21 protein-coding genes and 1 riboswitch are annotated in these 23284 nt (G+C 72.1%); of the genes, 12 read left to right on the top strand and 9 right to left on the bottom strand.

The genetic code is table 11. The features are described from left to right. Positions 1 to 21: 21 nt before the first annotated feature. The 3 genes from ABDJ40_RS21655 to ABDJ40_RS21665 all read right to left on the bottom strand — a co-directional run bounded on the left by ABDJ40_RS21655 (position 22) and on the right by ABDJ40_RS21665 (position 2082). The gene (locus ABDJ40_RS21655; protein WP_347612834.1) at positions 22 to 888 is read right to left on the bottom strand and encodes a pirin family protein; all 867 of its coding nucleotides are present in this window, start codon (positions 886 to 888) and stop codon (positions 22 to 24) included. Between the two features lie 42 nt (positions 889 to 930). Next, positions 931 to 1350, bottom strand: coding sequence for a DoxX family protein (locus ABDJ40_RS21660; RefSeq protein ID WP_347612790.1), 420 nt, complete (start codon positions 1348 to 1350; stop codon positions 931 to 933). A gap of 99 nt (positions 1351 to 1449) precedes the next feature. Continuing rightward, positions 1450 to 2082 (bottom strand): FMN-dependent NADH-azoreductase, encoded by a 633-nt coding sequence (locus ABDJ40_RS21665; protein ID WP_347612791.1) that lies wholly within the window; start codon positions 2080 to 2082, stop codon positions 1450 to 1452. 121 nt (positions 2083 to 2203) lie between these two features. Here ABDJ40_RS21665 and ABDJ40_RS21670 point away from each other — a divergent pair, with 121 nt between their 5' ends. After that, the gene (locus tag ABDJ40_RS21670; RefSeq protein WP_347612792.1) at positions 2204 to 3130 is read left to right on the top strand and encodes a LysR family transcriptional regulator; all 927 of its coding nucleotides are present in this window, start codon (positions 2204 to 2206) and stop codon (positions 3128 to 3130) included. Positions 3131 to 3148: 18 nt separating this feature from the next. Here the strand turns inward: ABDJ40_RS21670 and ABDJ40_RS21675 are convergent, their stop codons facing one another. Beyond that, on the bottom strand, positions 3149 to 3889 hold the full coding sequence (locus ABDJ40_RS21675) for an energy transducer TonB (RefSeq protein ID WP_347612794.1): 741 nt from the start codon (positions 3887 to 3889) through the stop codon (positions 3149 to 3151). 211 nt (positions 3890 to 4100) lie between these two features. Next, positions 4101 to 4230, top strand: a riboswitch (TPP riboswitch). A 155-nt stretch (positions 4231 to 4385) separates the two neighbouring features. Between ABDJ40_RS21675 and thiC the strand changes: the two genes are divergently transcribed. Genes thiC through ABDJ40_RS21700 form a run of 5 tightly spaced genes read left to right on the top strand, consistent with a single transcriptional unit; the run spans position 4386 to position 10142 of the window. Then, positions 4386 to 6275: a phosphomethylpyrimidine synthase ThiC gene (gene thiC, locus ABDJ40_RS21680; protein WP_347612796.1), complete on the top strand. Its 1890-nt coding sequence runs from the start codon at positions 4386 to 4388 to the stop codon at positions 6273 to 6275. A 19-nt stretch (positions 6276 to 6294) separates the two neighbouring features. Further along, positions 6295 to 7368 (top strand): FAD-dependent oxidoreductase, encoded by a 1074-nt coding sequence (locus ABDJ40_RS21685; RefSeq protein ID WP_347612798.1) that lies wholly within the window; start codon positions 6295 to 6297, stop codon positions 7366 to 7368. Further along, a complete protein-coding gene (thiS, locus tag ABDJ40_RS21690) occupies positions 7365 to 7622 on the top strand; it encodes a sulfur carrier protein ThiS (RefSeq protein WP_347612800.1) in 258 nt (85 codons plus the stop codon). Before ABDJ40_RS21685 ends, thiS begins: the two co-directional genes overlap by 4 nt. 4 nt (positions 7623 to 7626) lie before the next feature. Further along, on the top strand, positions 7627 to 8427 hold the full coding sequence (locus ABDJ40_RS21695; protein ID WP_430765670.1) for a thiazole synthase: 801 nt from the start codon (positions 7627 to 7629) through the stop codon (positions 8425 to 8427). 5 nt (positions 8428 to 8432) lie between these two features. Further along, complete coding sequence (locus ABDJ40_RS21700) at positions 8433 to 10142, top strand: bifunctional hydroxymethylpyrimidine kinase/phosphomethylpyrimidine kinase (RefSeq protein ID WP_347612802.1); 1710 nt, start codon at positions 8433 to 8435, stop codon at positions 10140 to 10142. On the opposite strand, the gene ABDJ40_RS21705 is transcribed toward ABDJ40_RS21700, so the two are convergent. Beyond that, positions 10132 to 11292, bottom strand: coding sequence for a DSD1 family PLP-dependent enzyme (locus tag ABDJ40_RS21705; RefSeq protein ID WP_347612805.1), 1161 nt, complete (start codon positions 11290 to 11292; stop codon positions 10132 to 10134). The two genes, ABDJ40_RS21700 and ABDJ40_RS21705, sit on opposite strands and share 11 nt — an antisense overlap. A 179-nt stretch (positions 11293 to 11471) precedes the next feature. Between ABDJ40_RS21705 and ABDJ40_RS21710 the strand changes: the two genes are divergently transcribed. Together ABDJ40_RS21710 and ABDJ40_RS21715 are read left to right on the top strand one after the other, a co-directional pair. Then, positions 11472 to 12344, top strand: a complete 873-nt coding sequence (locus ABDJ40_RS21710) for a hypothetical protein (protein ID WP_347612807.1) — start codon at positions 11472 to 11474, stop codon at positions 12342 to 12344. A gap of 145 nt (positions 12345 to 12489) precedes the next feature. Then, on the top strand, positions 12490 to 13371 hold the full coding sequence (locus ABDJ40_RS21715) for an EamA family transporter (protein ID WP_347612809.1): 882 nt from the start codon (positions 12490 to 12492) through the stop codon (positions 13369 to 13371). A 31-nt stretch (positions 13372 to 13402) separates the two neighbouring features. Here ABDJ40_RS21715 and ABDJ40_RS21720 read toward each other — a convergent pair whose 3' ends face one another. Then, complete coding sequence (locus tag ABDJ40_RS21720) at positions 13403 to 13789, bottom strand: CAP domain-containing protein (RefSeq protein ID WP_347612810.1); 387 nt, start codon at positions 13787 to 13789, stop codon at positions 13403 to 13405. Between the two features lie 519 nt (positions 13790 to 14308). Between ABDJ40_RS21720 and ABDJ40_RS21725 the strand changes: the two genes are divergently transcribed. From ABDJ40_RS21725 to ABDJ40_RS21735, 3 genes are all read left to right on the top strand, one after another. Continuing rightward, positions 14309 to 15016 (top strand): DUF6445 family protein, encoded by a 708-nt coding sequence (locus ABDJ40_RS21725; RefSeq protein WP_347612811.1) that lies wholly within the window; start codon positions 14309 to 14311, stop codon positions 15014 to 15016. Positions 15017 to 15137: 121 nt separating this feature from the next. Next, positions 15138 to 15521, top strand: coding sequence for a response regulator (locus ABDJ40_RS21730; RefSeq protein WP_347612813.1), 384 nt, complete (start codon positions 15138 to 15140; stop codon positions 15519 to 15521). 115 nt (positions 15522 to 15636) lie between these two features. After that, positions 15637 to 18798 (top strand): S9 family peptidase, encoded by a 3162-nt coding sequence (locus tag ABDJ40_RS21735; RefSeq protein WP_347612814.1) that lies wholly within the window; start codon positions 15637 to 15639, stop codon positions 18796 to 18798. A gap of 27 nt (positions 18799 to 18825) precedes the next feature. On the opposite strand, the gene ABDJ40_RS21740 is transcribed toward ABDJ40_RS21735, so the two are convergent. After that, positions 18826 to 19737 carry a hypothetical protein gene (locus ABDJ40_RS21740; protein ID WP_347612816.1) on the bottom strand — a complete coding sequence of 304 codons (912 nt, stop codon included), beginning with the start codon at positions 19735 to 19737 and terminating at the stop codon, positions 18826 to 18828. A 170-nt stretch (positions 19738 to 19907) separates the two neighbouring features. On the opposite strand from ABDJ40_RS21740, the gene ABDJ40_RS21745 reads away from it, so the two are divergent. Next, positions 19908 to 20570 (top strand): alpha/beta hydrolase, encoded by a 663-nt coding sequence (locus ABDJ40_RS21745; RefSeq protein WP_347612818.1) that lies wholly within the window; start codon positions 19908 to 19910, stop codon positions 20568 to 20570. A gap of 18 nt (positions 20571 to 20588) precedes the next feature. On the opposite strand, the gene ABDJ40_RS21750 is transcribed toward ABDJ40_RS21745, so the two are convergent. Together ABDJ40_RS21750 and ABDJ40_RS21755 are read right to left on the bottom strand one after the other, a co-directional pair. After that, positions 20589 to 21875, bottom strand: a complete 1287-nt coding sequence (locus ABDJ40_RS21750) for a sensor histidine kinase (protein WP_347612820.1) — start codon at positions 21873 to 21875, stop codon at positions 20589 to 20591. After that, positions 21865 to 23199 carry a sigma-54-dependent transcriptional regulator gene (locus ABDJ40_RS21755; protein ID WP_347612822.1) on the bottom strand — a complete coding sequence of 445 codons (1335 nt, stop codon included), beginning with the start codon at positions 23197 to 23199 and terminating at the stop codon, positions 21865 to 21867. The genes ABDJ40_RS21750 and ABDJ40_RS21755 overlap by 11 nt, the downstream gene beginning before the upstream one ends. Between the last annotated feature and the right edge of the window lie 85 nt (positions 23200 to 23284).

Genomic DNA, 23284 nt, shown 5'->3' on the forward strand with positions numbered 1-23284 from the left:
CCCGCTGCCCGGGGCGGGCCCTCAGGCCAGGCGGCCGCTCTGGAAGTCGCGCACCGCCTGCATCAGCTCCGCCTCCGTGTTCATCACGAAGGGGCCGTACTGCGCGATGGGCTCGCCCAGGGGCCGGCCGGCGATCAGCAACAGCCGCGCGCCCTCCTCGCCCGCCTGCAGACGCACGCCGTCGCTGCCCGGCGTGTTGGCCAGGATGGCCATGCGCTGCTGCGGCACGGTGCAGCCGCTGTCGAAGCGCGCGCCACCGCGGTAGACGTAGACAAACGCGTTGTGGCTGTCCGGCAGGGCGTGCTCGAAGCGGGCGCCGGGCGGCAGGTGCACGTCCAGATAGACGGGCTCGGTGTGCTCGCGCTGGACCGCGCCCGCCACGCCGCGGTGCTCGCCGGCGATGACGCGCACCACCACGCCCTCGCCTTCCCACTGCGGGATCTCGCTGCTCGGGATGTCGCGGTACCAGGGCTCGCAGAGCTTGCTGCGGCCCGGCAGGTTGAGCCACAGCTGGAAGCCCTCCATGCGGCCCGCTTCCTGCTCCGGCAGCTCGGAATGGATCACCCCGCGACCCGCCGTCATCCACTGCACGCCGCCGCTCTGCAGCAGGCCCTCGTGGCCGGCTGAATCGCGATGGCGCATGCGGCCTTCGAGCATGTAGGTGATGGTCTCGAAGCCGCGGTGCGGGTGGTCGGGGAAGCCGGCGATGTAGTCGTCGGCCTGATCGGAACCGAAGGCGTCCAGCATCAGGAAGGGGTCCAGGCGCTGCTGCAGGGTGTGGGTCAGCACCCGGGTCAGCTTGACGCCCGCGCCATCGCTGGTGGGCTGGCCGGTGACCAGGCGTTCCACCTGGCGCGGCTGGTTCACGGTCTGCTGCAGGGTTTGCAGGCTGGCTTGCATGAGGACTCTCCTTTCGATGCGGGCCGCGGCTCAGGGGCTGCGGCGCCGGGGCCAGTGGGCCCAGCCAACGGCAAGGAGGCAGCTGATCATCAGCACGCTGAACTCCATGCCGCCCTCTCCCGGGCCAACGACGTACCAGCCCAGGGGGTAGTGAAACACCACGATCCCGGTCAGCAGCACCACCACGTGGGCTGCGCAGGCCGGCACCACCAGGCGGCCCGCCAGCATCAGCAGGCTCGCGGCCGTCTGGGTCAGCAGCACCGCCCAGGCCAGGGCCCCGCCGAAGGGGAAGCCCAGCGAGGACAGGTACTCGCCGAAACGCGGAATGTTCTCCGCGTGAAAGTAACCGTGCAGCGGGTGCATCAGGATGGTGAGCGCCACCGCCCATCGCACCAGCGTCACGCTGGCCTGAGCCTGTGTGGGCTCGCTTCGGATCCAGGTTGCCAGCATCTTGCGCTCCTCCTCGCGGACCTCGGGGCCCCGTTGAAATGCGCGCGATGGTGACATGCCCCGGGTCAGCAGACCGCCTCCGCAGGCCAGGACTTACCCTCAGGCAGGCTGGGCCTCCGCCTGGAACAGGGCGGCGATCTGCTCACGGGCGCCAGCCAGGCCGCGGGCCTCGGCGTCCGGGCCCATGGCCAGGCCCTCGGCATAGATGAAGTGCAGGTCCGTCATGCCCAGAAAGCCCAGCACGGTCTTCAGGTAGGGAACCATGGTGTCGGCCGGCTGGTCGCGGTAGATGCCGCCGCGGGTCAGCACGATGTAGACCTTCTTGCCCGACAGCAGGCCCTCGGGGCCGTTGGCGGTGTAGCGGAAGGTGACGCCGGCCTTGGCGATGGCGTCGATCCAGTGCTTCAGCTGCGTGGGGATGCCGAAGTTGATCATGGGCACGGCCAGCACCAGCACGTCCTGGGCCTTGACCTGCTCGATCAGGGCCATGTCCTGGGCCACGCGGGCGGCCTGGGCCTCGCTGCGCTGCTCGGCCGGGGTGAACAGGGCCTGGAGGGTGGCTTCGTCGAGCTCGGGCAGGGACTGCTGGCCCAGGTCCAGCACGTCCAGCTGGGCGGCGGGCTGGCGTTCGCGCAGGGCGGCGACCAGCTCATTGGCCAGGCGGGTGGAGTGGGAGCCCTGGCCGTTGTCTTGCAGGCGGCGGGCGCTGGTGTTGATTTGCAGAATGTTCATACCGGGCTCCTTGGTCGCCGCGGCGCGGCGTGTTGATGGCATGGCTGAACTTTATTGATCGCACCGCAGCACCAGAAGACCAGCAAATGGATAAGATTGTTCCACCAAAGGAACAATCCCCATGAGCCTGGAAGCCGACGACCTGCTGCTCTTCGCCCGCGTGATGGAGGCCGGCAGCTTCAGCCGGGCGGCGGAGCGCCTGCATCTGCCCAAGTCCACGGTGTCGCGCCGCATGGCTGCACTGGAAGAGCGCCTGGGGGAGAAGCTGCTGCAGCGCTCCACCCGGCGGCTGGCGCTCACCGAGTTCGGCCAGGGCGTGCTGGAGCATGCGCGGGTGGTGGCCTCGGAGGTCGACGGCGCGCTGGCGCTGGCCCTGCACCGCCAGCAACGGCCGCGCGGGCGGCTCAAGGTGTCCATGCCCGGGGACTTCGCCCAGCAGGCCCTGCCCGACATGCTCGCCCGCTTCGTGCGCGACAACCCCGAGGTGCAGCTGGAGCTGGACCTCTCACCCCGCCGCGTGGACCTGATCGCCGAGGGCTTCGACCTGGCCATCCGCATGGGCGCGCTGCCCGAAGACTCGCAGCTGGCCGCGCGGCGCCTGGCCCTCATCGGCACCGGGCTCTATGCCTCGCCGGGCTACCTGGCGCTGCATGGCGAGCCGCAGCTGCCCGAGGCGCTCAGCAGCATGCACGGGCTGATGATCCTCAGCCGCCATGGCGACGCCCAGCCCTGGAAGCTGCGCCGAGGCGAGGAGCCGACGCGGGAGCACTGGGAAGGCCTGCCGCAGCTCAAGACCCTGGTCAACGCGCCCGACATGCTGCTGCGCATGGCCTGCGCCGACGTGGGCATCACCGCCGTGGGCTCGCATTTTGCGCAGCCCTTCGTGGACCGGGGCGAACTGGTGCGGGTACTGCCCGACTGGGAGCTGCCGCCGGTGCCCTGCTGGGCCGTCTTCCCGGAGCGCCGCCTGATGCCGCTGCGCACCCGGGCCTTCCTGGACGCCATGGTGGAGGTGCTCAGCCGCTGCCCCAAGGCGGTGGCCGGCTGAGGCGCCGGCCGGGCCGGTTCAGTCCAGCTTGAAGCCGATCTCCACCGTGGCTTCGCGCTGCTTGGGGATGGGCGCGAACTTCCATTGCTGGACCGCCGCGATGGCGCTGGAGGCCAGGCGCTTGTTGGCGTTGCCCAGGCTCTCGACCTTGGTGGTCGTGCCATCCGGCTTGACCTGGAAGCGCACCATCACCGAGCCACTGCGGATGTTGCTGGCCAGCTGGCGGGGGATGTCGGGGTCGACCTTCTGGATCAGGCGCAGGGCCACCTCTTCCTCCGGCTCGGGCGCCGGCGCGGCGCGGGTGGGCTCGGTGGCCGGCGGTGCAGGCGGCGTGGCCGGGGCTGCGGCCACCAGCTCGGGCTTGGGCGCCGGAGCCTCGGGCTCACGGCCGGCAGCGAGCTGCTGTTCCTGGCTGGCCGCCGGGGCGGGCACGGAGGCTGCCGCCTGCGCGGTCGGCGCCGCGGCGGCAGGCGTCGGGGCTGGCGCCGTGGCGACGGCGGGCTTGGGTGCCGGCGCCTTGGCGGCCGGCGCCGGCTTGGGCGCCGGGGCCGGCGCCTCAGGCTTGGCGGAATGCGTGGCGTGGAACTTGATCCATTGCAGGACCTTGTCGGCGTCCCGCTTGGCACGGTCGGAATCGCTGATGCCCGAGGCGGACCCCGCCTTGCCGGCCGGCTCGGCCGTCTGGGCAGACGCAGGAACGCTGAACAGCAACTGGCAGGCCAGCGCCAACGCGGTGGCGGAATACAGCTTGGTGGACATGCTCATTGCAACCCTAAGACCCCTGGCACGGCGTCGTGCCATCCCACGAACGGCGGCACCTCTGTGGGTGCGTCCGCTGTTCTGATTCAACAAAGCAGGCGGTCTCTAGCGCCTATGACTTTCGGTAACAAGTGTCTCGCACCGGTCTGCAAGCGGCACTGCGGGATTCCCCCGAGCCGGCGTGCAGATCGCACGCTTGCTTCTATACTCGCGGCTTGCTCCGGGGAGCCCTGATGCGCCAAGGCGATGGCTTTGGCGTCGGGCTGAGACGTGGTGGAAGCCATGGACCCGCTGAACTTGATCCGGTTCGTACCGGCGTAAGAAGAGCCTGCCAGCCCGTGCTTCCTGCCGGGGCTGCGGGCCCTGGACCCAGGGCCGCCATCCACCCTCGATGGCGTACCGCGGCATCCATGGCCCCACCCCCTGAACGCCTCGCTGGCGCCCTCGCGCCCCGACCCGTCCTGCTCGGCCTCCGGACCTCACCTGGAGACCGTGCATGAACAGCATCACCGACCCCGGCCTGGACGCCGACAGCCCCCTGGCTCAATCCCTGAGCCAGTCCCTGCAACTCACGCGCGAGCCCCTGCCGGCCTCGCGCAAGATCCACCTGCCAGGCCAGCTCCATCCGGACCTGCGCGTGCCGCTGCGCGAGATCGCGCTGACCAATGGCGAGCGCATCAGCGTCTACGACCCCTCCGGCCCCTACACCGATCCCGGCGCTGCCATCGACGTCAAGAAAGGCCTGCCCACGCCGCGCGCAGCCTGGGTCGAGGCCCGCGGAGACACGCAGGCCTATGAGGGCCGCCCCCTCCAGCTGATCGACGACGGCCTGCGCGACCAGGAACAGCAGCTGCGCCTGCGCGAGCTCAGCGCCGGGCTGCAGCGTCAGCCGCGCCGGGCCAAGGCGGGCGCCAATGTCAGCCAGATGCACTACGCGCGCCGCGGCCTCATCACGCCCGAGATGGAATTCGTGGCCATCCGCGAGAACCAGCGCCTCGAATGGATGCGCGAGTACGAGGCTGACGCCGAGCGCCAGCAGCGCCTGGCCGGCAACCCCTTCGGGGCCAGCATTCCGGACGTCATCACGCCGGAATTCGTGCGCGACGAGATCGCCCGCGGCCGCGCCATCATCCCCGCCAACATCAACCACCCGGAGCTGGAGCCGATGATCATCGGCCGCAACTTCCTGGTGAAGGTCAACGCCAACATCGGCAACTCGGCGGTCAGCTCCTCCATCGAGGAAGAGGTCGAGAAGCTGGTCTGGGCCACGCGCTGGGGCGCGGACACGGTCATGGACCTCAGCACCGGCCGCAACATCCACACCACCCGCGACTGGATCATCCGCAACAGCCCCGTGCCCATCGGCACCGTGCCGATCTACCAGGCGCTGGAGAAGGTCGGCGGCGTGGCCGAGGAGCTGACCTGGGAGCTCTTCCGCGACACGCTGATCGAGCAGGCCGAGCAAGGGGTGGACTACTTCACCATCCATGCCGGCGTGCGCCTGCCCTTCGTGCCGATGACGGTCAAGCGCCGCACGGGCATCGTCTCGCGCGGGGGCTCCATCCTGGCCAAGTGGTGCATCGCGCATCACCGCGAGAACTTCCTCTACACGCACTTCGAGGAGATCTGCGAAATCATGAAAGCCTACGACGTCAGCTTCTCGCTGGGCGACGGCCTTCGCCCCGGCTCGCTGGCGGACGCCAATGACGAGGCCCAGTTCGCCGAGCTGCGCACCCTGGGCGAGCTGACCAAGATCGCCTGGAAGCACGAGGTTCAGACCATGATCGAAGGCCCCGGCCATGTGCCCATGCACATGATCCAGGCCAACATGACCGAGCAGCTCAAGCACTGCGATGAAGCGCCCTTCTACACCCTGGGCCCGCTGACCACTGACATCGCCCCAGGCTACGACCACATCACCAGCGGCATCGGCGCCGCGATGATCGGCTGGTTCGGCTGCGCCATGCTGTGCTACGTAACGCCCAAGGAGCACCTGGGCCTGCCCGACCGCGAGGACGTCAAGCAGGGCCTGATGGCCTACAGGATCGCCGCCCACGCGGCCGACATCGCCAAGGGCCACCCCGGCGCGCGGGCCCGCGACGATGCGCTCTCCAAGGCCCGCTTCGAGTTCCGCTGGGAGGACCAGTTCAACCTGGGCCTGGACCCCGAGACGGCGCGCGAGTTCCATGACGAGACCCTGCCCAAGGACAGCGCCAAGGTCGCCCACTTCTGCTCCATGTGCGGCCCCAAGTTCTGCTCCATGAAGATCACGCAGGACGTGCGCGACTACTCGGCCAAGCTGGAGCAGGAGGCCGGCATGCAGGCCAAGAGCGAGGAGTTCAAGGCCCAGGGCGGCGAGCTCTACATCCCCATCCAGAAGGCCTGAGGCCGCACCGGGAGCACGCATGAGCGCCACCATCGCCATCGCGGGCGCCGGCCTGGCCGGGCGCCTCTTCGCCTGGGCCCTGGCCCGGGCCGGCCACCGCGTGCAGGTCTTCGACGCAAGACCCGGCCCCGAGCCCCTGTTCGACGGCCAGGGTGCGGCAGCCTTCACCGCGGCCGGCATGCTGAGCCCGCTGGCCGAGTTGGAAAAGGCCGAGCCGGCCATCGCGGCGGCGGGCTGGCGCTCCCTGGCGCTGTGGCCTGCCGTCGTTCGCCAGCTGGCCTCGCGCCAGCCGGTGGGCCTGCAGCTGAACGGCAGCCTGTTGCTGGCCCAGCGCAGCGACGTCGGCGCCGCGCAGCGGGTGCTGGGTCGCCTGCAGCAGCCCGGCCTGGAGGCCTTCCCGCAGCCCCAGCCGCTGGAGCCCCAGGCCCTGGCCGCGCTGGAGCCCGCCCTGCGGCGCAGCCCGGGCCTGCTGGCCTGGCTGCTGCCAGGCGAGGGTCTGGTCCATCCGCTGGAGGCCATGGCCGCGCTGCACGCCGATGCCCCCGATTGCGCCTGGCACTGGTCGCAGCCCGTGGCCCGCTGCGAGCCCGGCTGGCTGCAGCTGGACGACAGCCGCATCGATGCAGACTGGGTCATCGACTGCCGCGGCCTGGGTGCCCAGGCCCAGCTGCCGGCGCTGCGCGGCGTGCGCGGCGAGGTCATCGCCCTGGACGCCGCGGGCCACGGCCTGACGCGGGCCGTGCGCCTGCTGCATCCGCGCCACCGCGTCTACCTTGTGCCACGCACCGCCGACCAGCTGCTGATCGGCGCGACCGAGGTCGAGAGCGAGGACCGCAGCCCGGTGAGCCTGCAAAGCGCCGTCGAGCTGATGGCCGCAGCCCACAGCGTGATGCCGCAACTGGCCGAGGCCCGCATCGTGCGCCTGGACCGCAACCTGCGCCCCGCCTTCCCCGACCACCAGCCCCACCTGCACCACGAGCCCGGCCTGCTGCGCCTCAACGGCCTGTACCGCCACGGCTGGCTGCTGGCGCCCGCGCTGGTCGACCAACTGCTCAAGGGCAGCGGCCTCGGCGCGCTGCCGCACATGCCATGAACACTGCCAAAAGTCCCCGCATCGACCACTACGCCACCACCGTGCCCAGCAGCCTGCGCGTGCACCTGGACGGCCAGGCCATGGACGTTCCCGAAGGCTGCAGCCTGGCCCAGCTCCTGAGCCTGCTGGGCCAGTCGCCCGAGGCCGTGGCGACCGCCGTCAACGGCCAGCACGTCCCGCGCGAGGCGCGTGCCGTGCACGCCCTGGAGGCGGGCGACCAGATCCTGCTGTTCCGCCCCATCGTGGGCGGTTGAGGACATGCCCATGGACGATCTGCTCCACATCGACGGCCGCGCCCTGCGCAGCCGCTTCTTCATCGGCTCTGCGGGCTATCCCAGCCCGCAGGTGCTGGGCGAGGCCATCCGTGCCTCGCAAAGCCAGGTGCTCACGGTCGGGCTCAAGCGCAGCCTGCAGGGCGCGGGCGACAACGGCGCCGTGGCCCTGGCCCTGCAGGCCATCCAGGCCCAGGGCGGCCACCTGCTGCCCAACACCGCCGGCTGCCGCAGCGCGCGCGAGGCGGTCACGCTGGCCCAGATGGCCCGCGAGGTCTACGGCACCGCCTGGATCAAGCTGGAGGTGACGGGCGACGAGCACACCCTGCAGCCCGACCCCTTCGAGCTGCTCAGCGCCGCCGAGCAGCTGGTCCGCCAGGGCTTCACCGTCTTCCCCTACTGCACCGAGGACCTGGTGCTGTGCCGCCGCCTGCTGGACGCCGGCTGCGAGGTGCTCATGCCCTGGGGCGCGCCCATCGGCTCGGGCCAGGGCCTGCTGCACCGCCATGGCCTGCGCACGCTGCGCGAGCGACTGCCGGACGCCGTGCTGATCGTCGACGCCGGCCTGGGCGCGCCTTCTCATGCGGCCGAGGCGCTGGAGCTGGGCTTCGACGCCGTGCTGCTGAACTCGGCCGTGGCCCAGGCCCGCGACCCGGTGCGCATGGCCGCGGCCTTCCGCGACGCCGTCAGCGCCGGCCGGTCGGCCTGGCGCGCCGGGCTGATGGCGCCGCAGGACTTCGCCGTGGCCAGCACGCCGGTGGGCGACCACGCCTTCCTGCTCGGATGACATCCATGGCACAAACCCTGCCCTCCGCCCTGCCCCACCCCTGCCTGCCCTCGCCCTGGTTCGAGGCACCGGACCCCGCCCTGGAACGACTGCCCGCCTGGCATGAGGCCCCTGCGCCTCCCGTCATCTGGAGCGTCGCCGGCCATGACAGCGGCGGCGCCGCCGGCCTCAGCGCTGACGCCCGTGCGGCGGCCGCGCTGGGCGTGCACCTGTGCCCCGTGGTGGCCGCGGTCACCGCGCAGAACTCCCTGGGCGTGGAGGCCGTGCACGCGCTGCCGGGCGCCCAGATCCGCGCGCAGCTCGCCGCGCTGAGGCAAGACCTGACCCCGCGGGTGATCAAGACCGGCCTGCTGGGCAGCGTGGACGCCGTCGAGGCCCTGCTGGAGGTGCTGGCCCAGCTGCGTGCGCAGGGCCGGCGCGTGGACCTGGTCGTCGACCCGGTGCTGGGCGCCAGCGCCGGCGGGGCGGCCTTCTGCGACGAGGCCCTGCTGCAGGCCTGTCGCGAACGCCTGCTGCCCGCCGCCACGCTGATCACCCCCAACCGCCGCGAGGCCCTGCGGCTGCTGCAGCACCTGCCCGGCGCCGAGGCGCGCGCCGGCCTGGACGTGCCCGCGCTTGCCGCCGCGCTGCGCCATCACCTGGCCCCGCAGGCCGGCGTGTGCATCACCGGCGGCGACGACGCCCTGCCCGTGCCCGGTGCGCAAGACCTGGCCCTGGACTGGCTGGACCTGCCCGACCAGGGCCAGGGCAGCAGCCCCGCCCTGCGCGGCTGGCTGGCCCTGCCCCGCCTGCGGCAGGCGCCGCTGCATCACCATGGCAGCGGCTGCACCTTCGCCAGCGCCGCCGCGGCTGCCCTGGCCCGCGGCTTCCCGGTGGGCGACGCCCTGGTACTGGCCAAGATGTGCAGCTGGCACGGCCTGCGCCAGGGCCATGCCGCCGGCGCGGGCCCCGGCCCGCTGCGCCCGACGCCGGACTTCATCCACAGCCCCGAGGCCCTGCCTGTGATGGGCTTCGGCGACGAGACCCGACCCGACGCCACCACGCTGGCGCGCTGGACGGCCGTGCTCTCGGGCACGGCCGGTGCAGCGGACATGGGCAAAGGGCTCTACGGCATCGTGGACGACGAGCAAGGGCTGGCCGCGGTGGCGGGCGCCGGCCTCGCGCATCTGCAGCTGCGCAGCAAGACCGCACCGGACGACGACAGCGCCGCGCTGCGCCGGCGCATCGCCGCCGCCGTGCAGTGCATGCGCGGCCACCCCGGCACCCGCTTCTGGGTCAACGACCACTGGCAGCTGGCCCTCGAGCTGGGAGCCGGCGGCATCCACCTGGGCCAGGAAGACTGGGCCTGCCTGGACGCCGCCCAGCGCCTGCACATCCTGGACAGCGGTGCCGCCCTGGGCCTCTCCAGCCACAGCCTGTGGGAGCTGGCCCGGGCCCGCGGCCTGGCGCCCGCCTACATCGCCTGCGGCCCCGTCTGGGCGACGACGACCAAGCGCATGCCCTGGCTGGCTCAGGGTCTGAGCCAGCTGGCCTGGTGGGCGCGCATGGCCGGGCGGCCAGTGGTGGCGATCGGAGGCGTGCTGGCGCCGGAGCAGGTCGAGGCGGCCGCCCGTGCGGGCGCGTCCGCCGTGTGCCTGGTGCGCGGGCTCGCCCCAGAGCGCCTGGAGGCCTACCGCGCGGCCTGGCGGGCCGGTCGCCGGGACGTCAGCGGCTGAGTCCCCGGGCCTCGATGGCCCAGACCGCCTCGACGCGGCCCGCACGGTGCGCGACGATCGCATCGTGCAGGTTCAGCGTGGGGTCGCAGTGACCCGGCACCAGCAGGACCTGCTCGCCCAGGCGCGGCTTGGCGCCGCCGGGCGTGCGGCACTGCAGGATGCCGTGCTCGTCATTGGCCGAGACATAGTCCCAGCGCTCGCTGGGGCTGCCGGCCTCCCAGACCCAGGGCATGCCCGACTCGGCAGACAGGGACTTGAGCCCGGCATCCAGCACCGCGCGGTCGCCGGTGCCCTCGCTCATCACCCGGCTGGCCAGCAGCAGGCTGTGCTCGAAGCGCAGGCCGTCGTCGGCCGTCTCGTTGCGGCCGTAGTCCGCATCCATGAAGACATAGGAGCCGGGCTGCAGCTCGGTGTAGAGCCCCAGGCCCAGGTCGAAGGCGGCGCTGCCGGTGCCGCCGCCGGTGACGGTCTCGCAGGCAATGCCCTCGTCCAGCAGGTCCCGCACCACGAGGCGGGCGCGCTCGGTGGCGCGCAGCACGGCCTCGCGGCGGACCTCCGCGCCGCGCACATGCTGCAGGCCGCCCTGGTAGGCCTGCAGGCCCTTGAAGCGCAGCTGGCCGGCGTACTGCGCGATCACCTCGACCAGGCGCAGCACCGCCGGCGCGTCGGCCACGCCGCAGCGGTCCTGGCCGATATTGATCTCGACCAGCAGCTCCAGCCGACTGCCGGCCTGCTCGCAGGCCTGGGCCAGCTGCTCCACCTGCTGTTCGTGGTCCACGCAGACGCTCATGCGCGCATGGCCGGCCAGCGCGGCCAGCAGCCGGGCCTTGGCCTCGCCGATGAGCTCGTTGCTCACGAGGATGTCCGGAATGCCCGCCGCCACGAAGGGGATGGCCTCGCTGACCTTCTGGCAGCAGATGCCCACCGCGCCCGCCCGCATCTGGGCCTGGGCGATGGCCACGCACTTGTGCGCCTTGGCATGCGGACGCAGGGCCAGGCCGGCGGAGTCGGCCGCGGCCTGCATCTGCCGCACATTGCGCTCGAAGGCGTCCAGATCCAGCAGCAGGGCCGGGCTGTCCACGGCACTCAGCAGATCACCGGGCCTGGCGGCCGGCGGCAGCAGCGAAGAAAGGAGGTCGGACGGTTTCATCGCGCCATTGTGACCCAGCCTGCTAGCGCTTCAAGCCCGCGCCCGCATCCTCAAGCCGTACAGGTTGACGGGATGAAAACCCCGCGCAAAGCCCCTATTCATCCATAAAAAGTGGGATGCTCAGCCTTCACAGCGGCGAAACACTGCCCGCTCAACCTTGCTTCACTGAGGAGAGCGCCATGGCCCAGACCCGTCTCTATTCGCACCAGCAGCTGATGAACGACCCCACGCTCTTCATGGGGCAGGTGCCGCTCATCGCCCACGGGGATTCCTGGTTTTCCTTCGGGGACTTCTTCCCGACCAAGACGCGCTCCCTGCTGGACTTCTTCCAGTTCGGCCGTGACGCCGGCATCGTCAACTACGCCATGCCGGGGCAGAAGCTCAAGGACTACCCCGATCCGCAGCGCTATGCCAAGTTCCACCTGGCCATGACCTTGCGCGGCATGCCCCGCTGGGGCGCGCTGCTGCTCTCGGGCGGCGGCAACGACATGATCGCCTGGCTGCGCCGCGGCCCGGGCACCGACCTCAGCCAGCGCCTGCTGCGCTCACAGGCCGAGTGGCTGCCGGAGCACTTCGGGCCGCTGCGCTATGTCTCGGAGCATGGCTGGAGCCATCTCTGCGCCGAGCTGCTGCAGGCCTACACCGAGCTGGACGCCCTGCGCGACCAGTGCGCCAACCCCCAGGCCCCCATGGTCACCCATGTCTACGATTACATGGTCCCGCGCTTCGCCTACGCCGCCGGCGGGCTGGCCGGGCCCTGGTGCGCGCCCAGCCTGCAGACCTTCCAGATTCCCGCCGAGGCCTGGGCGCCGATCATGCGCATCCTGGTGGACTGGAACCACAGCTTCCTCACTCACACCGTGCAGAACTGCATCGGCAACTTCGTGGTGCTGGACACGCGCGGCGTCAGCCAGCCCGCGGAGGCCGGCAGCACCGGCCGCAGCGGCGACTGGCAGAACGAGATCCACCTGACGCCCGAGGGCTACGACAAGCTGGCCCGCCGCAGCTGCAATGACACCCTGGCCAGCCTGGTGGCGGGCTACGAGATCTGAGGCGCAGCCGCGAGGGGGGCAGGCGCGGCGCACAGATCGCGCGGCCGCGATCGCCAGGCGCAGGCTGGCGGGCATACTGCGCGGTCGCCACCGTGGGCCCTTCGGCCCGTCACGGTGAAGCCCCTGCCGCCCGCCCTGCCCGCCGATGTCCACCCTTGCCCTGCTGCTCGTCCTGGCCGCCGCCCTGTGCCATGCCCTCTGGAACCTGGTCGCCAAGCGCCAGGGCGGAGGCAGCGAGCTGGTGCTGATCAGCGCGATCCTGGTCAGCGTGGTCTGGGCGCCGCTGGCCGTCTGGCAGGGCTGGGACACGCTGCCGACGCTGGGTCGGGTGGAGTGGGCCGCCCTGGTCGCCAGCACCGTGCTGCACCTGGTCTATTTCCGCTGCCTGCTGCATGGCTACCAGGTCTCGGACCTCACCGTCGTCTACCCCGTGGCACGCGGCAGCGGCCCCCTGCTGAGCACGGCCGGCGCCGTGCTGGTGCTGGGCGAGCGGCTCAGCCTGGCCGGCGGCCTGGGCGCGCTGATGGTGGTGGGCGGCGTCTTCCTGATCGCCGGCGGCCCGGCCCTGTGGCGCCAGGCCCATGACGCCGCGCGCCGCGAGCGCACGCTGCGCGGCCTGCGCTGGGGTGCGCTGACCGGGGTCTGCATTGCCGGCTACACCCTGCTGGACGGCTATTCGGTCAAGGTGCTGATGATCTCGCCCATCGTGCTGGACTACGTCGCCAACGTGCTGCGCGTCCCGATGATGCTGCCGGTGGCCCTGCGCGACCCGGCGGCTTTCAAGGCGGCCTGGCGCCGGCTGTGGAAGGCCGGCCTGGCCATCGCCGTCCTGAGCCCCGCGAGCTATGTGATGGTGCTGTACGCCATGCGCATCGCCCCGCTGAGCCATGTGGCGCCGGCACGCGAGCTGTCCATGCTGTTCGCGGCCCTGGCCGGCGGCAGCCTGCTGGGCGAGGGCGACCGCCTGCTGCGCCTGCTGGGCGCGGCCTGCATCGCCCTGGGCGTGATGGGGCTGGCGCTGGCCTGAGTCCTGCGCAGGCTCGGCGGCCGGCTGGAACTCAGGGCGAGGCGAAGTCCTGCGTCCAGGTCAGGCGGCCCGTGCCGCCGTTGGCGCGCAGGCAGGCCAGGCCCATGTCCTTGAAGCGGGCGTTCATGAGGTTGCGGCAGTGGCCCTCGCTGCCCATCCAGGCCTGCACCACCGATTCCACCGTGGGCTGGCCGGCGGCGATGTTCTCGCCCCAGGACGTCCAGCGATAGCCCGCCTCACTGATGCGCTGGCCGGCATTGCTGCCGTCCGAGCCGGTGTGGTCGAAGAAGTTGTGGCTCACCATGTCCTGCGAATGGCGGCGGGCGGCGTCGGTGAGGGCGGCGCTCCAGCGCAGGGCCGTGACCGGCGGCATGGCCTGGCTGCCGCACACGGCCCCGCGCTGGCGCTGCTCATTCACCAGGCGCAGCGCAGTGGCCTGGAAGTCGGGCAGGCCGCAATCGGCAGCGGTGGGGCCGGGTGCGGGGGTGGGGGTTGGCGAGGGGATCGGCGTAGGCGTAGGCGTGGGCGTGGGCGTAGGCGTAGGCGTAGGCGTAGGCGTAGGCGTAGGCGTAGGCGTAGGCGTGGGTGTGGGTGTGGGTGTGGGCGCAGGTGCGGGCGCAGGGCTCGGCGCCGGCGCGCTGGCGGAGCCTCCACCCCCGCAGGCCTGCAGCAGCAGGGCGGCGCCCAGCAGGCAGGAGGCGGCAAGGGTCGGGCGCTGAAGGACGGGCATGGGCGGGGCAATTCGTGTCGTGACAGGCGGCGCATTGTGCGGGGCTGGCCGGCGCCCGGGGCATCGGCGCAACATCTGCACACGCTCGCTCGCAGCTTGTTGCCGCGCCCGGCCCTGGCCCGGCAGCGCCGCAAGCGGTGAAGTCCCCAGGCGTCAAGGCGGCGGCCGGGTGCTAGGCTGCCAGCCTTCTCCGCCCGGTCCCCTCCCATGATTCCCATGCCTCCGCCCGGCACGGTCCTGCCGCCCATTCCTCCCACCGCTCCGCGTCTGGCCGACGACGGCCTGGAGCAGGGCCGCAACTACTGGGTCTGCGATGACATCCTCCCCAATGCCGCCGGGATCCGCGAGCGCTGCCTGCGCCACCAGGGCTGGCACTACGGCTTCCCGCATGCAAAGGAGAGCTGGCCGGGCATGCGCTTCCATGGCGCGCTGGACGCTGCCGAGCTGGCCCAGATCGAAAGCCGCGTGCGCGAGCTCACCGGCGCCCGGCGCCTGTGGGTGGGCACCGCGCCCAACGGCGCCACCCTGGACTTCAACGTCGCGCAGCTGGTGGGCGAGAAGGAATGCGGCGCCCGCCCCCACACCGACCGCCGCGACCTCTGCACCTACGCCGCCGTGCTCTACCTGCATCCCGATCCGCCGGCCGCCAGTGGCACCAGCTTCTACCGCCTGCGCTATCCCAACGGCGCCATGGGCGGCAACCTGGTGGGCGCGCCGCACAAGAACCTGGTCGACGCCCTCAATGTGCGCAGCCTGCCGCCACAGGCCTGGTACGAGGAGTGCCGCGTGGACAACCGCTTCAACCGCCTGCTGGTCTACAAGGCCGCCCTGGTCCACAGCGCGACCCGCTATTTCGGCGAGGCCCTCGAGGACAAGCGCCTGACCGCCGTCTTCTTCTGGCTCGCGGAGCACTGAGCGCGCACCGGGGCACGGACTTCTTCACGCTCTCCTCGCCCCTGCAGCGCCCACCTTGCCCGCCGGGCTTGCCAGTGCCCGGGCGCTGGGCTAGCGTTCGTCAACGCCCCGGAATGCCACCATGAAAAAGATACTGATCGTCGATGACCAGCACGAGATCCGCGAGCTGCTGCGCATGACGCTGGAGCTCGCGCAGAGCTTCAGCATCAGCGAGGCCGGCACGGCGGCCGAGGCGCTGGAACGGGTCCGCCACGACGGCCCCGAGCTGGTCTTGATGGATGTCATGCTGCCGGGCGGCATGAGCGGCCTTGAGGCCTGCCGCCTGATCAAGCAGATGCCCGAGGCGCGCCCGACCCCCAAGGTGATCATCGTCAGCGCCCGCCCCTTCGAGGACCTGCGCGCGGAGTTCGAGGCCTCGGGCGCCGACCTCTTCATCGCCAAGCCCTTCGGGCCCATGCAGCTGGTGCAGGGCATCAGCAAGCTCTACAGCCAGCCCCCCGGCTGAGCTGCTGCGCGGGCCTGCCGGCCGGCATTGCCTGCACCACACCGCCTCTTCACGGCCTGCCGCAGCGCAGGCCTGTCTCTTTCAAGCGCTCCCTGCGCCTCGCACCCTCGACACCATGCCAGTTCTGCTCCATCGCCCCGCCCTCATTGCCCACAGCCTGCTGATGGCGGGCGCCTTCAGCCTCAGCCCTGTCCTGGCCGCAGTGGCTGGCGCGGCCGCCTCACCGTCACCCTCGCCCTCGACCGCTCCCGCCACCCAGGCCGCTGCCAGCGTTGCCCGGCGGGCCATCGTCCACAGCGACTACGCCCACTGGCGCAGCGTGCAGGGCGCCGCCCTCTCGCGGGACGGCCGCTTCGCCGCCTATGCCCTCGTGGGCCAGGAGAGTGATGGCGAGCTGGTGGTGCGGCGCCTGGCGGACGGCCAGGAATGGCGCGTGCCACGCGGCCTGCAGCCGCAGTTCAGCGCCGACGGCCGCTTCCTCGCCTTCGCCCAGGCCCCCACGCGCGCCGCGCAGGACCAGGCCAGGAAGGACAAGAAGAAGGGCGACGACGCCCCCAAGCCGGGCGCCGGCTGGATGGACCTGGCCAGCGGCCAGTTCGAGACTGTGGACCGCGTCAAGCGCTTCGCCTTCGCCGAGGACGGCGGCACCCGTCTGGCACTGTGGCTGGAGCCCCCCGCCAAACTCGACAAGCAGCCCGACAAAAAGGCGGCCGGCAGCGGCGCCAGGACCGATCAGGTCACGGAGGACAGCGACCAGACGGCGCCCAACGAGCACGGTTTCTTCGGCGCCAGCCATGCCAGCGCCGAAGCCGGCAAGAAGAAGGAAACGGGCAGCCCGCTGCTGCTGGTGAATCCGGCGGACGGCCAGCGCCAGCGCCTGGAGGACGTCAGCGGCTTCGCCTGGAGCCGTGACGGCCGCTGGCTGGCCTTTGCGGTCAGCACGGCCCCCGCCAAGGACAGCAAGGACACCAAGCCGGCTGCGCCCACGCGCGACGGCGCCTACCTGCTGCCCGCCGAAGGTGGCGCCCCCCGGCTGCTGCTGGGCGGCGCCGGCGTGTACAAGCAGCTGCAGTTCGACGAGGCGGGGCAGCAGCTGGCCTTCGTCAGCAACCGCGATCACCTCAGCCAGCATCCCGAAGCCAGGGACACCAAGGACGCCGGCAAGGACGAGGCCAAGCCCCCCGCCACGCCCTTCAAGCTCTACCTCTGGCAGGCCGCCGGCAAGCCCGACGCCGTGGAGCTGCTGGCCGCCGGCAGCCCGGGCCTGCGCGAGGGCTATGCGCCCAGCGAGCATGCCAGCCTGCGCTTCAGCAAGGATGGCCAGCGCCTCTTCCTGGGCACCGCCGCCCTGCCCAAGGAAGCGGCGAAGGACGCACCCGAGCCGCTGAAGGTGGACCTCTGGCACTGGAAGGACCCCGAGCTGCAGTCCATGCAGAAGGTCCGCGCCGAAAAGGAGAAGCTGCGCAGCTACCGCGCCGTCATCCACCTGGGCGAGCCGGCCGGCCCGCGCTTCGTGCAGCTGGCCACGCCCGAGCTGCCCGAAGTCGTGGTCAATGACAACGCCGACTTCGCTCTGGGCTTCGACGAGCTGCCCTACCGCGCCCTGCAGTCCTGGGACGATCTGTACCGCGACGCCTACGCCGTGAACCTGCAGGACGGCAGCACGCGCCTGCTGGCCCGCAAGCTGCGCGGCATGCCCCTGCTCTCGCCCGGCGGCCGCTATGTGACGGCCTTTCTGCCCGAGCGCAAACAGTGGATGGCCTGGCGCACGCGCGACGGCAGCGAGCGCGCCCTGACGGCGGCCATCAAGGGCGAGCACTTCGAGAACGTGGAGCGCGACGTCGTCGAGCCCGCCGGCGCCTACGGCCAGGTCGGCTGGATGGACGAGGACCGCGCCGTGGTGCTCAATGCGCAATACCACCTCTGGTCCGTGGACCCCGAGAGCCTGCAGGCCCGGCGCCTGACGGGCGGCCTGGCCCAGCCCCGGATCCAGCTGCGTCTGCAGCGCGTGGACGAGGACGCCGCCGACCGCGAAGAGCGGCATCACAAGCCCCTGCCCGCCGGCCCCTGGATCCTGCTGGGCACCGACGAGCAGGACAAGTCCACCGCCTTCTACCGCCTGGACCCGGCCACCGGCGCCGCGCCCGAGCGCCTGCTGCACAAGCCGCAGCTGTTGGGGGGACTGGTGAAGGCACGCAATGCCGAGGTCTGGCTGCACACCGCCCAGGACTTCCGCACTTTCCCTGACCTCTGGCTCAGCCAGGGCCCGCTGGGGCAGCAGGGCCAGCCCCAGCGCCTGTCCGACGCCAACCCGCAGCAGGCCGAGCTGCGCTGGGGCACGCAGGAGATCCTCGGCTACACCTCGGCCAAGGGCCGCAAGCTGCGCGCCCTGCTGGCCAGGCCCGATGACTTCGACCCGAAGAAGAAGTACCCGCTGATGGTCTACATCTACGAGAAGATGACGGACAACCTGCACCGCTACGTGCCGCCGGCACCGGGGCAGAACATCAACGTCAGCCGCTACGTCAGCAATGGCTACCTGGTGCTGCGGCCGGACATCGTCTACACCATCGGCCATCCGGGCCAGAGTGCGATGGACACGGTGATTCCCGCCATCCAGCAGCTGGTGAAGCAGGGCTACGTGGACGAGAAGCGCATCGGCATCCAGGGCCACAGCTGGGGCGCCTACCAGATCAACTACCTGCTGACGCGCACGACGATGTTCCGCGCCGCGGAGGCCGGTGCGTCGATGGCCAATATGGTCAGCGGCTACGGCGGCATCCGCTGGGGCACGGGCAAGAGCCGGGCCTTCCAGTACGAGCAGCAGCAGAGCCGCATCGGCGCCACGCCCTGGCAGCGGCCCGATCTGTACGTGGAGAACTCGCCCATCTTCCGCATCGACCGCGTCACCACGCCCTACCTCACCGTGCACAACGACGAGGACGATGCCGTGCCCTACTACCAGGCCATCGAGTTCTTCACCGCCCTGCGCCGCCTGGGCAAGGAGGCCTACTGGTTCAACTACAACGGCGAGAAGCACGGCCTGCGGGACCGCGACGCCCTCAAGCACTTCACCGTGCACATGGGCGAATTCTTCGACCACCACCTGCTGAACGCGCCCCGCCCTGCCTGGATGGACCAGCCCGTGCCCTATCTGGAGCGCGGCAAGCGCGACGTGATGCCGCTGTTCAGGCCGGCCGGCGTGAAGTCCCCTGAACGGCCGCCGGTGATCGAGGACCCGACGGCGCCGCCGCAGCAGCCGCTGCAGACGCGTTGAGCGCCGTCAGCCGCCGCGGCGGCCCCGTCAGTGGGCCGCCTGCGCCGGCTGCTGCCGCGCCAGGGTCTCGAAGAAGCTCTCGCTCATGGTGCCGGCGCTGAGCCGGTGCACCAGGGCCATCATGAAGCGGCGCTTGGCCGCGAGGGTCAGGTCTTGCTCGGACCAGGCCTTGACCCGGCCGGCGTAGCCCGGCGTCATCAGCCAGCCGAAGACCTCGGCCTTGTCCTCCTCGGGACCGTACTGCGCATAGCGGCTGACCAGGCCGGGCGCCGGGTGCCCCAGGTTGTGGAAGACGCCGCCATAGGCCGTCGCGCCGCCCTGGCCGTAGTCCAGGCCCTCGGGATTGAGGGCCAGCCAGGCGGGGTCGCGGTAGTAGAAGTCGCCGAAGAGCCGCTCCTCGACCAGGTGGTAGAGCTCGTGGTGCACCCGCAGCTCCATGCCGGCGGCGCACAGCGGGTTGCCATTGTCGGCATAGACCACGGCCGAGCGGTCCGGTGCCGGCATGGCCAGGCGCATCTGGGTGTCGCCCACGACCAGGTCCTTGACCAGGCCCACCTCCTGCAGTCCGGCACGCTGGAAGAAGCCGGGCTGGTAGCGCTCCAGGGCCGGCAGCACCACGGCCAGCAGGCGGCGCAGGCGGGCCAGATCAGCGGCCTGGGGGCTGAACTGCTGGGCCTGCGCATGCGCCCAGGGGCCGTCCCAGTTCACCCGCAAGCCCAGGGCCTGCAGGCGCTGGGCTGCATGGGCCTGCAGCGCGTCCAGGCCCGCGCCGGCGGGCAGGGGCAGCTCGTAGCGGAACTCCGAAGGGCATTCCATGGCCAGGCTGTCCGGGCCCTGCGCGGGACGACCGGGCGCCCCGCCCGTCCCCGGGCCCAGTGCGGCGCAGGCGCCCAGGCCCAGCATCAGCCCGGCCAGCCCGGCGCGGATTCCCATGCGCACGCTGGCGCTCCCCATTCGATGCAGCATCTCGTCGTCCTGTCTGTCCTGGTGTCGGTCGGTGCGGGTCAGCGCCGCATGGTAGCGGCCTGCGCATGGGATGATGGCGTGACGGCGCGACTGCCGCACGCCCTTCATGCCCCGCCACGTCCGGTTCCCGCCGGCCCCCCGCCATGCTCGACACCATCGAACTCCAGACCCAGGCCGAGCCCCGTGCCAGCCTCATCGTGCTGCACGGCCTGGGCGCCAGCGGCGACGACTTCGTGCCTGTCTGCCAGGCCATGGACCTGCGCAGCGTCGGCGGACTGCGGGTGCTGCTGCCCCAGGCGCCGGACCGGCCGGTGTCCATCAATGGCGGCTACCGCATGCCGGCCTGGTACGACATCGGCCTGGACGCCAGCGGGCAGCGGGTGGAGGACGAACGCGGCCTGCGTGAGTCGCAGCGCGAGATCGAGGCCCTGATCGCACAGGAGGTCGAGCGCGGCATCCCGGCGTCTCGCATCGTGCTGATGGGCTTCTCGCAGGGCGCCGCCATGACCCTGATGACCGGCCTGCGCCATGCCCAGCGCCTGGCGGGGCTGGTGGCGCTCTCGGGCTATCTGCCCCTGGCTGGCACGACCGAAGCCGAGCGCCACGCGGCCAATGCCGACGTGCCCCTGTTCCTGGCCCATGGGGACAGCGACGAGGTCGTGCCGCCCGCCCGCGGCCTGGCCAGCAGGGCCGAGCTGGAGCGCCTGGGCTTTGCCGTGCAATGGCACGGCTACCCCATGGGCCATGAGGTCAGCATGGAGGAGATCGCCGACGTGGCCGGCTTCATCCGCCAATGCCTGGCCTGAGGGTCGCCAGCCGCCGCTTCAGAAGCTCAGCACGAAGCAGGCCCCGCCCTCCGCGCGGCGCTGCAGGCGCACGCTGCCGCCCATGCCGTGCACCAGCTGGCGCACCACCGCCAGGCCGATGCCGCGCGCGCCGCTGCCGGGCTCGCGCTCACGGGTGCTGAAGAAGGGCAGGAAGATGTCCCGCTCCAGGCCGGGCGGCACGCCGGGGCCGTTATCCCGCACCTCCAGGCTCAGGCGCCCGCCGCGGCCCAGCCGCGCCTGCACCCAGGCCTGGGGCTGCGCCACCGCCTGCGTGGCCTGCTCGGCATTGCGCAGCAGGTTCAGCAGGGCCTGCTCCAGCTGGCCCGCGTCCGCCTGCAGCAGCAGGCCCGGTGAGTCGAGCTCGAAGTGCAGCGCCCCGCCGCGGGCCTGCCAGCGCGCAGACTGCAGCGCTGCCAGGCGCTCGAACAGGGCCTGCAGGGGCACGGGCTCCAGGCGGGGCGCCGGCCAGTCGCTGATGTGGCGGTAGTCGGCCACGAAGCGGGACAGGGCCTCGGCACGGCGCGCGATGGCCTCCAGCGCCACGGCCAGGTCGGCGGCGTCCTCGCCAACCGGCGCGCCCGCCTCCGCCTGCAGCTCCTGCGCGCTGCGCGCCAGCGAGGCGATGGGGGTCAGCGAGTTCATGATCTCGTGCGTCAGCACCTGCACCAGCTGGCGCCAGGCGCGCAGCGTCTCGGCCTCCAGCGCCGACTCCAGCGGCAGCAGGGCCAGCAGCCAGCCCGGCCGGCCTTCGCGCACCCAGGGCCGCGAAGCCAGCAGGCAGCGCTCCTCGCCACGTTCGGCGTCCACGCGCAGCCAGCTGCGCTGGCGGCTGGCGGGCTCGGCCTGCTCGCGCAGCTGGTCCAGCAGGGCTGCCGCGTCGCGTGCACCGCCGGGCGCCAGCCAGCGCCGCGCGGCACCGTTCAGGGCCTCGGGCTGCCCGCCCGCCTGGCACAGCCACAGGGCGACGGGCGCCTGGTCCAGCAGGGACTCGCTCAGCGCTGCGGCGCGTTCGCGGTGCCGCAGGACGGCCTCGGCGCCCTCGCCGGCCCGGCCTCGCCGGCCCAGTGCACGGGCTTCACGCCACAGAGGCAAGACCTGACCCCACATGAGGGCCAGCACCAGCAGCAGGCCCAGCGCCGCCACCACGCGGGCCCGCTGGCCGTCCGCCCAACCCCACGCCCAGCCCCACACCCAGGCGGCGGCCAGCGCCAGCGCGAGCAGGGGCAGCAGCCGCCAGGCGGTGCGGCGCATCAAGGCGTCGAGGTCCGGGCCTTCAGAGTCCATGCTTTTCCAGCCGGCGGTACAGCGCCGCGCGCGAAACGCCCAGGCGCCGCGCCGCCTCACTGATATTGCCCTGGGCCTCGCGCAGGGCCTCGTCCAGTGCGGCGCGTTCGCGCTCGGCCAGGGTCAGGCCCGGGGCCATCGCAGGCGTGGCGGCCCGGGCCTGCAGCTGGAAGTCGCCGGGCTCGAACTGCGGCCCCGGCGCCAGGATCACGGCGCGCTCGCAGGCCTGGCGCAGGTCGCGCACATTGCCAGGCCAGTCATGCGCCTGCAGCGCCTGCAGGGCCGCCGCCGCCAGCGGCCGGGGCGCGCGGCCGTGCTCGGCGGCATAGCGGGCCAGGAAATGCGTAGCCAGCTGGGGGATGTCCTCGCGCCGTGCGCGCAGCGGCGGCACACGCAGCACGATGGTGTTGAGGCGGTACAGCAGGTCGGGGCGGAAGCGCTGGGGGTCGAAGAGCGCCGTCTCGTCCAGATTGGTCGCGCTGATGATGCGGGCTTGCAGCGGCAGGGGCGCATCGGCACCCAGCGGCGTGAACTCGCGCCGCTCCAGCACCGCCAGCAGGCGGGCCTGGCCGGCCATGGAGAGGTTGCCGATCTCGTCCAGCAGCAGGGTGCCGCCGGCCGCCGCCAGGAAGCGGCCCGGGCGGTCGTGGCGTGCGTCGGTGTAGCTGCCACGGCGGTGGCCGAAGAGCTCGCTCTCCAGCAGGGTGTCGGGCAGGGAACCGAGATCCACCGCCAGCAGGGGCCCGCCGCTGCGCTTCGAGCGCGCATGCAGCTCGCGCGCCACCAGCTCCTTGCCCGCGCCCATCTCGCCCAGCACCAGCACGTGGGCGTCCGTGGCGGCCACGGCGGCGATCAGGCGACGCAGCTCCTGCATGGGCGGCGACTGCCCGAGCAAGGCGCTGGCCGGCTCATCGTCCAGCGCCTCGGCGGCCGGCTGGCGCAAGGCCAGGGCGGCGGCCACCGCGGCCAGCAGGCGCGGGTGGTCCCAGGGCTTGGTGATGAAGTCCAGCGCGCCCGCCTTGAGGGCCTGCACCGCCAGCTCCACGCCGGCATGGGCCGTCATCACGATCACCTGGGGCGCGCCGGGACGCTGGCGCAGCTGCTGCAGGAGGGTCAGGCCTTGCGCGCCGTCGCTGTGACCGGGCAGGAAGTTCATGTCCAGCAGCAGCAGGTCCGGCCGCCATTGCGCCAGCGCCGCGTCCAGCTCGGCCGGGCGGTGCAGGCAGCGCACCTCTCCGAAGCGGCGCTGCAGCAGCAGGCGCGCGGCCACGCCGACGTCGGGGTCGTCATCGAGCACGAGCAGGCGGGCCGGGTTCGTCAGCATGGGCGCGACCATACCAGCCCGGCCGGCGAGGCGGCCAGCCCGTGTCCGGATCCGGACAGGGCCTGGCCCCTGCTGTGCCGCGGCC

The organism is Roseateles flavus, assembly GCF_039872765.1.
GTDB classification, from domain to species: domain Bacteria; phylum Pseudomonadota; class Gammaproteobacteria; order Burkholderiales; family Burkholderiaceae_C; genus Roseateles_B; species Roseateles_B flavus.

What these genes read in the sequence shown, in the direction of transcription:
- ABDJ40_RS21730 (WP_347612813.1), top strand. Translation starts at nt 15,138, where the DNA reads ATGAAAAAGATACTGATCGTCGATGACCAGCACGAGATCCGCGAGCTG.
- thiS (WP_347612800.1), top strand. Translation starts at nt 7,365, where the DNA reads ATGAACACTGCCAAAAGTCCCCGCATCGACCACTACGCCACCACCGTG.
- ABDJ40_RS21700 (WP_347612802.1), top strand. Translation starts at nt 8,433, where the DNA reads ATGGCACAAACCCTGCCCTCCGCCCTGCCCCACCCCTGCCTGCCCTCG.
- ABDJ40_RS21670 (WP_347612792.1), top strand. Translation starts at nt 2,204, where the DNA reads ATGAGCCTGGAAGCCGACGACCTGCTGCTCTTCGCCCGCGTGATGGAG.
- ABDJ40_RS21710 (WP_347612807.1), top strand. Translation starts at nt 11,472, where the DNA reads ATGGCCCAGACCCGTCTCTATTCGCACCAGCAGCTGATGAACGACCCC.
- ABDJ40_RS21755 (WP_347612822.1), bottom strand. Translation starts at nt 23,199, where the DNA reads ATGCTGACGAACCCGGCCCGCCTGCTCGTGCTCGATGACGACCCCGAC.
- ABDJ40_RS21725 (WP_347612811.1), top strand. Translation starts at nt 14,309, where the DNA reads ATGATTCCCATGCCTCCGCCCGGCACGGTCCTGCCGCCCATTCCTCCC.
- ABDJ40_RS21705 (WP_347612805.1), bottom strand. Translation starts at nt 11,292, where the DNA reads ATGAAACCGTCCGACCTCCTTTCTTCGCTGCTGCCGCCGGCCGCCAGG.
- ABDJ40_RS21685 (WP_347612798.1), top strand. Translation starts at nt 6,295, where the DNA reads ATGAGCGCCACCATCGCCATCGCGGGCGCCGGCCTGGCCGGGCGCCTC.
- ABDJ40_RS21715 (WP_347612809.1), top strand. Translation starts at nt 12,490, where the DNA reads ATGTCCACCCTTGCCCTGCTGCTCGTCCTGGCCGCCGCCCTGTGCCAT.
- ABDJ40_RS21735 (WP_347612814.1), top strand. Translation starts at nt 15,637, where the DNA reads ATGCCAGTTCTGCTCCATCGCCCCGCCCTCATTGCCCACAGCCTGCTG.
- ABDJ40_RS21660 (WP_347612790.1), bottom strand. Translation starts at nt 1,350, where the DNA reads ATGCTGGCAACCTGGATCCGAAGCGAGCCCACACAGGCTCAGGCCAGC.
- ABDJ40_RS21745 (WP_347612818.1), top strand. Translation starts at nt 19,908, where the DNA reads ATGCTCGACACCATCGAACTCCAGACCCAGGCCGAGCCCCGTGCCAGC.
- ABDJ40_RS21675 (WP_347612794.1), bottom strand. Translation starts at nt 3,889, where the DNA reads ATGTCCACCAAGCTGTATTCCGCCACCGCGTTGGCGCTGGCCTGCCAG.
- thiC (WP_347612796.1), top strand. Translation starts at nt 4,386, where the DNA reads ATGAACAGCATCACCGACCCCGGCCTGGACGCCGACAGCCCCCTGGCT.
- ABDJ40_RS21695 (WP_430765670.1), top strand. Translation starts at nt 7,627, where the DNA reads ATGCCCATGGACGATCTGCTCCACATCGACGGCCGCGCCCTGCGCAGC.
- ABDJ40_RS21750 (WP_347612820.1), bottom strand. Translation starts at nt 21,875, where the DNA reads ATGGACTCTGAAGGCCCGGACCTCGACGCCTTGATGCGCCGCACCGCC.
- ABDJ40_RS21665 (WP_347612791.1), bottom strand. Translation starts at nt 2,082, where the DNA reads ATGAACATTCTGCAAATCAACACCAGCGCCCGCCGCCTGCAAGACAAC.